Here is a 13,611-nt window from a genome sequence, read left to right as displayed (position 1 = left end):
AACTTCTTTAAAAATTTACGAATAGCTTGGGTAAGTTTTTGCTTAAAAGATAAATATAGGAAAACAAAAAAATCTACTTTATCTTCTCTTAAACTTATAAACATCCCTTAACTTGACGCGTATGGTAAGCCGAGGAGCGGAGTATATACTTAATACCTGAGCATCCGAGGACTTACAAAGGCGACGTAGCCAATTTTTCAAGTTCAACGAGTATATCTATGCTACTAATTTTTCACGTAATACTTCAACTAACTTATTAATTGCTTCGGTTGGGTGGATGTTTTCAAGGATAGCAAGTTCGCCTGCAAGCCTATTTAAAGCTGATTCGTATAGTGTTCTTTCACTATAAGAACGATCATTATCAACATTTTTATGTAAGTCCCGTAATACTTCGGCTATGGCTACAATATTACCTGAGTTAATTTTGCCTTCATATTCTTGGGCTCTTCTACTCCACATTCTATTTCCTTGTTTTGGTTTACCTTGAAGAGTTGAGTATATGACATCTAAATCTTTTCTGCTTGCAACCGCTCTAAGCCCAACAACCGCAGCTCTACTAACAGGCACTTTTAGTGTCATTTTATCCTGTGAAAAGGAAATTACATATACTTTAATTTCAGTACCTGCAATAGTATGATATTCAATATTTGTTATTTCACCAACTCCATGTGCAGGATAGACAATTCTCTGCCCTATTTTAAACTCGGATTTTTGTTCGGTTTTATTTTCGGATTGGGATTGTATTGTATTTGCCATTATTAATGCCTCCTTAGTGGTTTTAGTGCCTAAGAACTTAATGTTAGACGATTATTTTCTATAGCATAGCACATTTTGCTTCTATTATAAAGTAGATATTTTTATTGAAATAAAATTGATACGCTTTTATTGTAGAGAAAGTTAATAATTAAGGGAAAATTATGCAAAGTATTTTGATCGTGCCGATATTTTTATTATTTTTGAGTAGTTGTTCAGAAGAAAAAACACAAAATAAGAACCAAGAAGAGCAACAAATAATAGAGCAGGAGAATCTGCAAAACAACAACACTTCTCAAGAAATAAATCAAGAAGCAGTAAATTTTGAAAATGCAGCTGAATCGATAGTACCTGCTAACGATAATAATCAGACTGATGAAGTATCAACGCCGACTTCACAAGAACAAAAAAATCCTGAAATAAAACCTGTTAAAGTAACTTTTAAAGTTGATGTTAATGATATGGTTCTCGGTAACAAAAAATCAAATGTTATAGTAGTCGAGTATTTTTCTCCTACCTGTCCGCATTGTGCTTATTATCATCAAACAATTTTTCCGGAACTTAAGAAAAAATATATCGATACTAATAAAATTGCATATGTGGTTCGTGAATTTATTGCTACAAAACAAGATTTAGACGCTGCAATTTTAGCCCGTTGCAAGGGTGATATAAATAGTTTTGTACAGTTTCATAATATCATATTACAACAACAAGATAAATGGGCATATAGCAATAAATACAGAGAATTATTAACTGATATAGGTCAGCTTGGCGGTGTTCCTCCGGAAGAATATAAGCAATGTTTAAATAGTGATAAAATTACTGAAACGCTAATTGCTAATACTAATTTTGTAGCAAAAACACCAAAATTTATAGGTACTCCTTCTATCTTCGTTAACGGAGTACAAACCGGAAATTATAGTATAGATAGTATTTCTACGGCAGTCAATAAAGCTTTAGAGGAGCAGAAAGAAAAAGCAAAAAATAAGATGAGTTTGTAATTTAATACTATATAGTATGAATACGGAAAAACTAAAAGATATCAAAGCAAGAATTAAAGACTTCAAAACTTCTAAGATTTCTAATTCTAAGGTTCAGCAAGAAATTAGCCCGTTCACTATCGCTGTAGATTTAGTTTCAGGTACAATGGTGGGGGTCGTAATCGGAATATTTACGGATAAGTTTTTTAATTCTAAACCATTATTTCTTATTGTATTTACAATAATAGGAATGATTGCCGGCTTTAACATTATAATGCAGAAAATAAGGAAATGACTCACAGCCCTTTAGCACAATTTGATATCAAAAAATTGATAGACATCAAAATGTTCGGTTTTAACGTCAGCTTTACTAATTCGAGTATCTATATGTTACTTGCTAGCATCTTAGCTCTAACTTATTTTTACTTAGCTTTTTATAACCGAAAATTAGTACCTTCTAGATTACAAGTAAGTGCTGAAATAGTTTATAATCTTGTAGCTGATATGTTAAATCAGAATATAGGAGTAAAAGGACGCAAATTTATTCCGTTAGTTTTTAGTTTGTTTATTTTTATTTTATTTTGTAATTTGCTTGGTATGACACCTTATAGCTTTACTGCTACTAGTCATATTATCGTTACTTTTACCTTAGCAATTCTAGTATTTTTAACGGTCACTATAGTTGGTTTCGTAAAACACGGCTTACGTTTTTTAACTCTTTTTTTACCATACGGTACTCCTTTATGGTTAGCACCATTGATGATAGTAATTGAACTGTTTACATATTTAGCAAGACCGGTTAGTTTATCATTGCGACTTGCCACTAATATGATGGCGGGACATGTTTTATTAAAAGTAATAGCCAGTTTTACCGTTTCATTAATGATTTACTTGAAATTTCTGCCAATCCCTCTTATGGTGATACTAATTGGGTTTGAAATTTTTGTTGCAATACTTCAAGCTTATATTTTTACTATTTTATCTTGTATGTATCTTAATGATGCTATTAATTTACACTAGGCCTGTCACACAACTTGCTTCTAAAGGTAATTTGTAGTCAATCCGATGCTCGAATCCTCACGTACTTTTTTGTACGTTGCGGTTCTGTGCTTTGTATTTCCTTCAAATGCCTCTTTATTAGATGCGTTGTGCACAAAGCCTATTATACAGATAATTAGATAAAATTTTTTGATTAATTAAAAGTTAGGTTTTTATGGACATGGTTTCTTTAAAATTTATTGGTATAGGGCTTATGGCTATCGGCATGTACGGTGCGGCTCTAGGTGTTAGTAATATATTTAGCTCTCTACTGAGTTCAATAGCACGAAACCCTTCAGCTGCAGAAAACTTACAAAGAATGGCTCTGATCGGTGCAGGGCTTGCTGAAGCAATGGGACTTTTTTCCTTTGTAATTGCTATATTACTTATTTTTTCTTAAAATTCATTTTTAAATAAGATGCCTCAATTTGATATTGCTACCTATTATTCACAAATTTTTTGGCTTCTTGCTACTTTTGGCTTATTATATATCTTTGTTTATAAATTTATAACTCCAAAAGCCGAAGAAATTTTTAATAATAGACAGACAAATATTCAATATAATATTACACAAGCCGATACGCTAACCCAAGAAGTAGAAAAGCTAAATAAATATTATAACGAGGAAATAGACAAAACAAATACCGAAATAGATAGGCTAAAAAAAGAAAAAATAGACTCTTTAGAATCAGAATTTTTAATTAAAAAAAAGAATCTAGAGCAAGATTTAAAAAACTCTATAAATCAAAATATTGAAGGTATAAATTTAGCTGCTAAGCAATTTAGAACTAATAAAAGCGAAGCAATAATAAAGCTCGCAGTTAATATTATTGAAAAAATAGCCGGAACTAAAGCAGATATGAATTTACTACAAAATATAAAAGTAAAATAATGAATTTCCTAGATGAAAGCTTTTGGCTTGCCGTGAGTTTTGTAATTTTTGTATATTTAATTTATAGACCGGCAAAAAAAGCCATTTTAAATTCTTTAGATGCTAAGATTTTAGAAGTCCAAGAAAAAGTTCTAAAAGCTGAAAAGTTAAAAGAAGATGCTGCTTTGCTCTTTGAACAAACCAACGCACAAATACAAAAATTAGAAACTTTACGCTCTCAAATGATAGAAGAAAGCAATGAAGTTACCAAGAAACTCATTCAAGAAAAAACTAAAGAAATTGAAGAATTTTTAGAGCATAAAAAATCTGATGCTATACAGTTAATTCAAAATCAAAAATCAACCGCAAGTAAAGAGCTACAAGATGAATTTTGTGATGAAGTGATAAAACTTGTTTCCGAATATTTCCAATCAGCTAAGCTTTCAGAAAGTAATATTGCTAAAAATTTAATGGATAAATCTGATTCTTCTCGTGATGACAGTAACACTACATAGTCACACTAACCACGACCTAACAATTTCTTTAGAATCGCTTTATCATCAACACATATCCGTAATATCGAGCCGTCAATAAAATATTCTGGATGCTCGGTTGCTATTGTTTTTATTAATGCAGGGTAGAATATAGCAAATTCTTTTACACAAGTGAAATTTTTATTAGGATATAAATAGCTATTAAACAAATTGCTTCAAAACATAACTATTAATATAATCATTTACTTTAAGTAATTTATTTTCCTTTAAATACGTTGCCGCTTTAGATAATTTAAATGGTAATACGTACTCTTTATCACCAAGCTCGTTTACTTCTTCTTTACTAAAAGGTAGTAATTTAATATTTTCTATATTATCGCTTAAATTATTATGTCTAGTAGTAATTATCACCTGTGTCTTATCAGTTAGGTATATTCATTATACTGTTAAGATCAGGCTCTATATCTGTATAGTCTTCGACATTATCAAAAATAAATAATATAGCCGGTTTGAAATTAGCAATCTTTTTATTAACCAAACTTATTATTAATTTTTCTGTTTTATTTTTAATATTGATTCCTAGTTCCTCAGCAAGTTGTCTATATGTTCCAAGGACCTTGTTTGCAGAATCTGCATAAATAAAACGTACTATTTTCTTTGCTTCATCTCTTTGTTTACCACCATATGCTATAGCTATTGTACTTTTACCTGTTCCGGCGAAAGCACTAACTGTTACAAATCGTTTTTTGTTTAAAGTTTCTTCTATTTTTTGTAATATTTCATTACGGACAATCAGATTATAAGTTGATAAAGGGGGTACATTGCTAATTATATTTTCTGTAACTTTAATTGATTCATTATTAGTATAAGCATTGCTATCTTCTAATACTTCTTTTGCTTCAGGACTAACTTCAATTAACCTTAAAATTTGCTCTCTTAAATCATCTACTTTAATGTTAGGTGAGCTTGTAAATATGTAGTCTTTGCTATTTTTACTTTCTATTTTATATTGCTCTTTTATGGTTTTTAATTGTTGCTTAACTAAACTCGATATTTCTTGTGCATCTATCTTTAGATTATTGAACTGACTTAAATAGTAATCGCTACTTCCTTTATTATTCGTATTTACTATATCTACAGACAAGTTTACTTTTGCTGTACGATAATGTCCTTCGTAAGAAAGTTCACATTTTCCCTCAGGGGTTATAATCTCTTTTGATGGGTATTCCTTTTGTGCAGCATTATTTTCTCAATGCTTATAAACCTCTAAAAATTGTCCAGTTGCAATATTACCGCTTATAAGCTGATCGATTACCTTTAAGAAGCTTCCAAATGTCGTTGCAGTAGCATTTTTATATATTAGATTGCCTTGCTAAAGGTATAAAATCAAGTGCCTTATTTATTAGTGTGTTATCTTTAGGATTATATTCTATGCTAGGCCAATCTAATATCTGTTCATATTTTATCGGCTTACCGGTTTTGGGATACCTAGTATTGGGTCAAGTAAATAACCGGATAATGATAATACGCCATCTAACAAGGGAGTATAGTTTTTAATTATCGGTGTTTTATTTAATATATTTATTATCTTGCCTGTATGCTTTGGAGTAATTGTAGGAAATAATCTATATGCTTTATTAATATGCAAATTACAGACATTTACAAAATTCGGAGCTGCTAAATAAGTTGTTATATTTAAATTTTTCACGTCAAAGGTAGTTTCATGACTATGCATCTGCGGTTGAAGATTTTCTGTAGTTAAACCCTGACTATCAAATGTGATTGCCTTTGCTTTTGGATAATGAAAATCTCTATGAGCAAAATATAAACTAAGCTCTGCAAGCCATGTACCTAAGGAATGGCCGGTAAAAGATAAATTATAATTGTTCCCTTCAGCATATTTGGTAATTTCCCCTGTAGCTGCATATGCGGCCGCTTGCTGTGCAACTATCTGTCCACCCAGAACACTTTTAAAATGAGCTTTAAGCAGTGAATTAGTTTTAAGCAAATCTAATTTTTCAAATTTATATGCTACTGCATAATATCTGCTTATTTTAGGCTTGTTAAATATTTAAAATAGTTTCCAATCTTTTACATTTCAGATTTTTACCTTTTCACTATTTTCTTTTTCTACAACAAATTTTACAATATCATTTTCTTTAGAATCTATATAAGCGTGCAAAGTAAATAAACCATGCACAAAGTCATTAGGATGATGCTTATAGTTTTGATTATTTAAGATAATTTTACTTTCGATTTTTTGTACAAGATCATTAGAAGCATTAGGCATCTTGCCCCAGCTTACATTACCGATAAAATTATTATTTTGGATTTTAGCAGCTATTTCCTCTAACTGCAGAAGTGTTAAATGTAGATTGCTAAAACCTAGATAAATAAATGAAGGGACGTTCTGTTCTAGACACGTTATAATTGTTTGATAATCACTTGTATTAACCGGATTTTTTGAAGAAAACACATCTGCTTTCATAAATATACTTAGCTCTAATTGAACTAAACTTTGTATTTTCAACCAAACTTTCTGAATCATTATAAATTAAAAGTGATTACTTTCAACTATTATTTTTATTCTGAATTTAAAATTAGATTATTTGAGATAATGAGTTTATAGGAAAATCTAGAATGGTGACCCCTACGGGACTCGAACCCGTGTTCCCACCGTGAAAGGGTGGTGTCCTAACCGCTAGACGAAGGGGCCTTCACTTTGAAAGTAGACAAATAGATATATTAGTCATACAGTGGCCATGACCAGCTCAGTTTCTTTGTTGTCATGCCGTGATTTATTCACGGAATCCAGTTAAAAATACTAATATTAGTATTTTTAGTTTTTTTTCTGGGTACCGTGGACAAGCCACGGTATGACAATGATGGAATTAATCTACGGCATGACGGTAAGTTAGAAGTTTTATACAACAACTTTGCAAATATTGCAAGTATAAAAATTATAGGTTGACCTTAAGCTTAACACTACCTTGATGACTTCTATAATGTTTATTTAGATAATAATTATAATCCAACGAAATAGTAGTATTCTTGATACTGCCTATAATACCCGTTCCTAAATTATAGGATGTTTTCGATTGCTTCGGTATTAGATAATCCTGTTTGAATGTATTATCTAATATTTTAACAGCTCTATTTATTCTTTGGGTTTTCTCTTTAAAAGTATGTTCTACCGCTCCTTGGAATGTTAGACCTAAATTATTAAATTTTAGAGCATCTTTTAAAGGTACTTTGACTTTAGTACCGACAATTCCAGACAATATATTATTCTCTTTCATTGTAAGAGCTATTTCCTGTATATTAATACCAGTTTCATTATATACCCCATCTCGTGACTTCCCATATCTTAAGCCGATATTTGGGGTAATAACAAACTTGTTCTGCAAAAGATAATTATAATTCAGTAATGCTTCCGCATTATAACTATGATTACGATGTTTTACATTACTTCCAATTTTAGTATCACCGTATAAATAAGTTGTCTTATCTTTAATAAAGTTTTTAGAAGCAGATACTAAAGCTTGTAGTGCAAAATTCCTTGGTAATGCTTGTTGTCCGTAAATAGAAATCACATGACTATCAATAAGTTCTTTGTCATTATTTTTACTATTTTTAAATTTAAATACTGAATGAACATTACTGTAAGCTATACCTAAAATATTATTGTCGATTTCAATGTCAAACCCAATAGTAGCACCTTTGTTAGTACCTCTATAACCGTTCATATTTTCTACGCGTCCATGATTATTAGTGCCGTACATACCACGCATCCACAAACCTCTTTTTATACGAGACTCTTCTTCATCACCGGCTCCTACCGCTACAATATTATTAGCCATATTCATAGATGCATCTAATCTGTTACGAATCATATTATGTACAATAACATTAACAACTTGTGCTTGATTTAAAGTAGGAGGATTTTCTGAAATTTGCGTTTGTATTTCTTTTGTTGCTTTCTGTTCAAGAGGAATAGCCGTATCAACTGCCGTTATTTTAAGGTTACTCCCATTGAAATCGGATAATTGCTCTATTATTTCTTCTTCCTCTTCAAATCCTGAATCATACCTTTCTTCATCTTCGCTACCATCACCTAATGCTAAACATTCCTTTTCTATACCGTCACTTAATGCCAATGCACACTCATTACTTGATACATGTAGTGCAAGTAACCCTTTATCTCCTGCTTTTTGAATACCAGAGTCTGTTACTTCTGTGTCTTCTTGGCCTGCAGGTAAGGTAGATTCTGATTGACCAGCTGACACTAACATTTCTTGTAACAATGACTGAACAAAAATATCTTCAGCTTCCTTGCTCGTATCATGCTCTAGAAGTAACGAAGAAATTTTTGTATTATGTTTTTGTAATCGTACATTTATTGCTAAAAGCATTCTGTTATCTAATGCTTCTACATCCTGTATAATATTACTTATATCAGCCATTTCTTCTTTAATATGAGTAAGTTCTTCACTTCTAGCACTTGAACCAAGCAATGCTTCCATTTTTTGTATTGCAATGCTTAATACTCTTATATAGTGCTCTACCAAATCTTTATTAGTGTCTATAGTTAGAGTATCTACTGGAGGCACAACATCACAACTACTTAAATCATGATCGTTGTATAAGCTGTTTAGGATACTAGCTGAAGATGAACGTGAAAATACCGGCTTACTCTCAGTTACCTTAGGCTTAGATTCCGTATCTAGATGCTTTAGCTCCCCTTCTAACCAAATCTTTTCTTTCGACATCTCAAATACTTCAAGCATTAACTTCTTAAATTTTGGATCATCGTGATTTAAAGTCTCTAACTCCAATTCCTTAGTTTGATAATCATTGGTTATTTTGTCATACTCAGCTTTTAATTTCCCTAATTTCATAACATTAGAACCGCTTAAATCCTCTAAGCCGTTAATTGCAGGTGAACTTGAAAACCCCAAGCCAACTTTAGCCAAATCTGTCTTTGGTGATTTGAATGAATTGATAATCTTTAGCTTTTCTTGTTCTTGAGCAAAGCAATCTGCTATTACCGCTTCTTGATTTTTCGCCTGATCACTTGGATTTTGCTGCAATTGTGATGATACAGATCCAGCTAAATCAAGAGCTTCTAGACTTTGTGATCTAGGTTCTTTAAACTGTTGCGATTCTGCAAGAACTACCAAATCCAAACCATTAATGGAATTAGTCACTTTTTGAGGCGTCTTATAATCTTTCTTGCTATGCTCATCAAGAAGGTCTTGCGTTAATTTAAAGCTATTATTATATTGCACAAATAACTTAGCTGCATTTTCTACTGCCTCTTTTGCCTGAGTACTATTTGGAGTTTTTACTGCATCTTGAACAGCTTGGTGATGTGCCATTTTAGCTTCTACTAGTTTAGCTTCTTTCTCTTTTTGCCTATTACATATTAATATAGGTCGTATTTTAGGATGAACTGCATTTGCCACTGCTCTAAAATCATCATCACTTAATGCTGATATTTTTGATAATAACAAATTTGTTGTTATCAGGGACCGTTCTTGCTGTATTTGGTTTAGTGAAGGCAATGACGCTAGGTTATTTAATTCCTTTATATGTTGAGATATTACCGAAGCACCGCTTCTTGGCAAGCTCCCAAGTCCTAAATCAATGCTTTTAAGCCCCTCTTCTTCCGGATATAATTCTAAAGATGTTGTAAAGTTAGGATTTGAACCTTCTTTTGAACGATTTTCTTGTATTTGCTGCTGAACTTTTATTGGCTCTAAGTACCCATCTTCCGCCTCCGGCAAAATTCTCTGAAGCTCATGACTTAATGGCATGGTTGACTTTGCTGTTAACGACTGCTTAGAAATAGTAGCAGTAGAAGAAGTTGTTGACGAAGTCAGAACTAGTCTCTCCAGTTTTTTTATACTTTCTTCAATCTTATCATTTGTTACCATTGCAACATGATAGCCCATTTGCTTTTGCAGTTTTTGTATCTTTGTTCTACTTACTTCCTTTTTTGCATCATTCGATATTTTTTGAGCTTGATCTGCCACCGCTTTTATAGCTTTTTCTTGCTTCTTTATTTGCGATAATTGTTTTTGTGCTTCTTGTCTTTGCTTTTTATCCTCTATAGCGCCTACTTTTAATGCTAATTCTTGCAACCTGTTCGATGTTGTATTAGCATTTGATATTTGCTGCATTTTTTTTGCAATATCTTCCCTGATTCCTACTATATCTTTTGCTTTTTCTTTTTGATGATTTTTTTCTTTTCTTTTCTTTTCTCTTTCAATTCTTTGCTGATCCTCCACTTGTTGCTGTTTTTGTGTGTTTTCTACAGCAATATGTCGTTGATTTTGTTCTAATTGCACTCCCTCTCTTTTACTTATTAGATCTTTGTATTCTGCACTATTTCTTTTTACTTTTTCTTCCACTCTCATTTTATCGACTACAGCTTGTCTAGCAGAATTGACTTCCTGCTGTTGAGTAAGCATCTCTAGTTGTTGCTGCTGATTTAAGAATGACCCAACCGGCTGCATCTCCGTAGCTGGAGCTTTTCCTTGGGGTTTTGTTAAAACCATCCTACCTACTTCTCTAGATAAACTATTTGCTTCCTCGTTTTTATTTTTTAACTTTTGTTGAAGTGCATCTATTTTTTTATTATTTGCTTTTACTTCTGCACTATCTTTATCGAATTTATACTTATTTTTTACTCCTCCTGTCTCTTTGTTACAACTGGCTAGACTCTTATTTTTTTCATCTAATTCTTTTATTTTTATTCCTATCTTTGCAGCTTTTAACGTTAGTGCTTTTGTTTTGTTCTGTGCTACAACTATCTGTTTTTGTAGATGTTGTAACGATTGTTTATTTTTTTTGCCTTGGGTATTTTTAATTGTTGATTCTACTTCAGCTAACTTGATTCCTAACATCTCATTAACTTGTAATATATTATTTACCATTCCTGCTGCAATTTCAGTACTGCTTTTTTTTATAGGCAACGGTATAGGTGTTATCGGTATCGGAGGAACCGTTGATTTACTAGGCTGTACTGTCTGTTGCGGTTCGCTACTGCTAAACGATAATCTGCGTGCTACTTTTGAGTTTGTATTTGGTGGTGTCTTAGCTCCTAAATTATCATTTGGTTTAGAATCTGGAGTAGGCTGATACGGAGTTGCCGGTGTTGATGACGGAGTACCAAGTGCCGTAGTATAATGTTCCGGTGATACCAGAGTAGTATTTGGTGTATTAGGTGCAGTGACAAAGCCACTTGAAGCTGGGCTAACAGTAGGCGAAGATGCTGTTATCATAATTTCTGGTTTTTGAGGCATTTGCTCTGTTGGTTCAGGAGTATAATTATTTTGATTTTGCTCTAATTTTTCAGCACCTACAAGTGTTTTGCTTCTAGTCATTGGTCGTGCTTTTCTTGCTTTCCCGACATTAGACTTACTACGTGCTACTACTTTATAACGATCCTCTATAGGAATATCTTTTAATGGATTAAATGCTTTAGATTGCTTAGATATTTCCATTTTTCTTATTTCAGATGGAGTATATGTGTTTACTTCCAGTCCCGGTACAATTACTGTTCCTATTCGCGGTGAGGTACTTGTCGTATCTTGATTTGGCGATAATTTCCTGCTGAGTTCGGTGCGAAATGCTTCTTTACTCATCGCCATTCCTTCAACAGGCATTACCATTATCGCTCCTACTGAAATAGAGGTAAGCATAGAATATTTTAAAAATCTTGATTTTTTTAGTAAATTTTGTTCTGTTAACTTCTTCATTACAAATATCTCAATTTAAATTAAAATTTTACATACAATAAATGTTGGGCATTATAATACATAAGTTAATAAAAAGCAATATATCAGTTAATTTATCTTAACTGATCATTATAAGAGAATTTTATTCTAATGATTGAAAATATAATCGATATAACATATAATGTATTTTTAATTGTTGATTGGAAATGCTACAATATTTTAAAAAACTTTGGAAGCAGAGTATAATTTTCAATATTTGGTATTTTGTTAGTTTTATTTACGGTATTATTGTTTATTTTTTGCTTGATTTTGAGCTTTTATTTATAACAATTTTTTTTCATTTTTTGTGCTTTCCTAATATCAACCTTTACTAGAAATTCTAATATATTTTTATAGTTTGCTTACTGGATGCTTATTGCTTTTATTTTTGGCGTATTTATCTCCAAATATAGTGTGATAAATTTACACGGTGTAACACTTCATAAACCAATAATAACAAAAATTAGCGGTAAAATAGAATCAATAAAACCGACTATTATAGGAGGAAAAGTAGTATTAGGTAGTATAAGATAGAAAAAATTAATCATGATTTACGAAAAGTAAAGATTAGCATACCGCAGCAATATATACAAGAAATTAGGGTAAATGGCAGAATTACTTTGCTTGCTAAACTCTATAAGCCGCAAAATAGTATACTCCCCGGGGGATATGATTTTGGTTTTTATGCTTATCTATCGGATATAGGGGCAAACGGCTATGCCATGTCGCAGCCACAAATTATAGAACGTAACGAGACAAATTTTGATAGCTTTAGTGATAGAGTGTGTTCTTATATTTATAATAATTTAATAGAAAAGCTAGGAAATGATAAAGGAAATTTTGCAGCTGCGACATTGCGCGGTAAGACGAAAGGTTTAAACAGGCAAATAATACATGATATGAGGCAAAGCGGTATATCACAGGTGCTTTGCGTTTCAGGTTTGCATTTATCTTTAGTTGGGATGCTTATTTTCCTTATTACAAGATTTTTATTAAATCTCTCAAATTATTTGACATATAATTTCAATATAAAATTAATCTCTGCTTATTGTTCACTAATAGGAAGTTTTGGTTATTTAGAGCTAAGCAGTATGCAAATTGCAGCAACTAGCGCCTTTATTACTGCTGCAATCTTTATTTACGGTATTATTATCGGACGCTCTTGCTTTCCTCTTCGTTCACTTGCAATTGCAGCTTTTATAATATTATCGTTAAATCCCGAATATATTTTTCATTCAAGTTTCCAATTATCTTTTATCGCCGTATTATCACTTGTTACAGGTTTCGAGTTTTACTTAAAAAATTCGTGGTTAATTGGGGAAAATAAAGGCATTTTTGGAGCAGTAAATTTTATATGGCTTCAAATATTTATTCAAGCTTCTTAGCAAGTATTATAACAGATCCGGTGGTAATTAATTAATTCTTCATATTTTCCACTTACTCAGTACCGGCTAATCTCATTGTTGTTCCAATAACATCATTTTTTCTTATGCCGCTTGCTTTGCTATCTCTGCCTTTTACTATGATTGGGTTTGATAGCTATATATTAATGTCCCTATCGGGGATGAGAAATCCCTTCGCCTAAAGGCGAAGGGAAGATATAATGAAGTTACCTTGGCAACGAATTTATAAAGAGATATGAGGAGTTATAGAAAAAGTAGCCATAGCCAGTATGATTTGAAAGTACACATTAT

General features: G+C 31.9%; 14 protein-coding genes, 1 tRNA gene and 1 pseudogene. 8 read left to right on the top strand and 8 right to left on the bottom strand.

The features are described from left to right. Positions 1 to 216: 216 nt before the first annotated feature. Entirely contained in the window at positions 217 to 756 is a 540-nt protein-coding gene (locus ACKTSD_RS00140; protein ID WP_412707448.1) for a CarD family transcriptional regulator, read from the bottom strand. A gap of 161 nt (positions 757 to 917) precedes the next feature. Between ACKTSD_RS00140 and ACKTSD_RS00135 the strand changes: the two genes are divergently transcribed. The 6 genes from ACKTSD_RS00135 (at position 918) to ACKTSD_RS00105 (ending at position 4,157) form a co-directional block, all read left to right on the top strand. Continuing rightward, the gene (locus ACKTSD_RS00135) at positions 918 to 1,754 is read left to right on the top strand and encodes a DsbA family protein (protein ID WP_412707447.1); all 837 of its coding nucleotides are present in this window, start codon (positions 918 to 920) and stop codon (positions 1,752 to 1,754) included. 16 nt (positions 1,755 to 1,770) lie between these two features. Further along, on the top strand, positions 1,771 to 2,028 hold the full coding sequence (locus tag ACKTSD_RS00130; RefSeq protein ID WP_412707446.1) for an AtpZ/AtpI family protein: 258 nt from the start codon (positions 1,771 to 1,773) through the stop codon (positions 2,026 to 2,028). Continuing rightward, positions 2,025 to 2,753, top strand: coding sequence for a F0F1 ATP synthase subunit A (locus tag ACKTSD_RS00125; RefSeq protein ID WP_412707445.1), 729 nt, complete (start codon positions 2,025 to 2,027; stop codon positions 2,751 to 2,753). The genes ACKTSD_RS00130 and ACKTSD_RS00125 overlap by 4 nt, the downstream gene beginning before the upstream one ends. Positions 2,754 to 2,946: 193 nt before the next feature. Then, positions 2,947 to 3,171: a F0F1 ATP synthase subunit C gene (locus tag ACKTSD_RS00115; RefSeq protein ID WP_412707443.1), complete on the top strand. Its 225-nt coding sequence runs from the start codon at positions 2,947 to 2,949 to the stop codon at positions 3,169 to 3,171. Positions 3,172 to 3,189: 18 nt separating this feature from the next. After that, positions 3,190 to 3,663, top strand: coding sequence for a F0F1 ATP synthase subunit B family protein (locus tag ACKTSD_RS00110; RefSeq protein ID WP_412707442.1), 474 nt, complete (start codon positions 3,190 to 3,192; stop codon positions 3,661 to 3,663). Next, the gene (locus ACKTSD_RS00105; protein WP_412707441.1) at positions 3,663 to 4,157 is read left to right on the top strand and encodes a F0F1 ATP synthase subunit B; all 495 of its coding nucleotides are present in this window, start codon (positions 3,663 to 3,665) and stop codon (positions 4,155 to 4,157) included. Before ACKTSD_RS00110 ends, ACKTSD_RS00105 begins: the two co-directional genes overlap by 1 nt. Before the next feature lie 5 nt (positions 4,158 to 4,162). Here the strand turns inward: ACKTSD_RS00105 and ACKTSD_RS00100 are convergent, their stop codons facing one another. The 7 genes from ACKTSD_RS00100 to ACKTSD_RS00070 form a co-directional block, all read right to left on the bottom strand. After that, a complete protein-coding gene (locus ACKTSD_RS00100; RefSeq protein ID WP_412707440.1) occupies positions 4,163 to 4,345 on the bottom strand; it encodes a hypothetical protein in 183 nt (60 codons plus the stop codon). Continuing rightward, entirely contained in the window at positions 4,338 to 4,547 is a 210-nt protein-coding gene (locus ACKTSD_RS00095) for an NTPase (protein WP_412707439.1), read from the bottom strand. Before ACKTSD_RS00095 ends, ACKTSD_RS00100 begins: the two co-directional genes overlap by 8 nt. 10 nt (positions 4,548 to 4,557) lie before the next feature. Then, positions 4,558 to 5,280 carry a P-loop NTPase family protein gene (locus tag ACKTSD_RS00090; RefSeq protein ID WP_412707438.1) on the bottom strand — a complete coding sequence of 241 codons (723 nt, stop codon included), beginning with the start codon at positions 5,278 to 5,280 and terminating at the stop codon, positions 4,558 to 4,560. A 318-nt stretch (positions 5,281 to 5,598) separates the two neighbouring features. Further along, positions 5,599 to 6,144 (bottom strand): hypothetical protein, encoded by a 546-nt coding sequence (locus ACKTSD_RS00085; RefSeq protein WP_412707437.1) that lies wholly within the window; start codon positions 6,142 to 6,144, stop codon positions 5,599 to 5,601. A gap of 90 nt (positions 6,145 to 6,234) precedes the next feature. Further along, the gene (locus ACKTSD_RS00080; protein ID WP_412707436.1) at positions 6,235 to 6,684 is read right to left on the bottom strand and encodes a hypothetical protein; all 450 of its coding nucleotides are present in this window, start codon (positions 6,682 to 6,684) and stop codon (positions 6,235 to 6,237) included. A gap of 93 nt (positions 6,685 to 6,777) precedes the next feature. Continuing rightward, positions 6,778 to 6,852, bottom strand: a tRNA-Glu gene (locus tag ACKTSD_RS00075). Between the two features lie 244 nt (positions 6,853 to 7,096). Then, positions 7,097 to 11,899 carry an autotransporter domain-containing protein gene (locus ACKTSD_RS00070; RefSeq protein ID WP_412707435.1) on the bottom strand — a complete coding sequence of 1,601 codons (4,803 nt, stop codon included), beginning with the start codon at positions 11,897 to 11,899 and terminating at the stop codon, positions 7,097 to 7,099. A gap of 387 nt (positions 11,900 to 12,286) precedes the next feature. On the opposite strand from ACKTSD_RS00070, the gene ACKTSD_RS00065 reads away from it, so the two are divergent. Both ACKTSD_RS00065 and ACKTSD_RS00060 read left to right on the top strand, forming a co-directional pair. After that, positions 12,287 to 12,451 (top strand): hypothetical protein, encoded by a 165-nt coding sequence (locus tag ACKTSD_RS00065; protein WP_412707434.1) that lies wholly within the window; start codon positions 12,287 to 12,289, stop codon positions 12,449 to 12,451. Between the two features lie 365 nt (positions 12,452 to 12,816). Continuing rightward, positions 12,817 to 13,466, top strand: a pseudogene (locus ACKTSD_RS00060) (ComEC/Rec2 family competence protein); the annotation flags it as partial. Between the last annotated feature and the right edge of the window lie 145 nt (positions 13,467 to 13,611).

Origin of the sequence: Candidatus Rickettsia kedanie, assembly GCF_045865205.1 — a bacterium.
GTDB classification, from domain to species: Bacteria; Pseudomonadota; Alphaproteobacteria; order Rickettsiales; family Rickettsiaceae; genus Rickettsia; species Rickettsia australis.
This window is presented reverse-complemented; position numbering and strand designations above follow the sequence as displayed.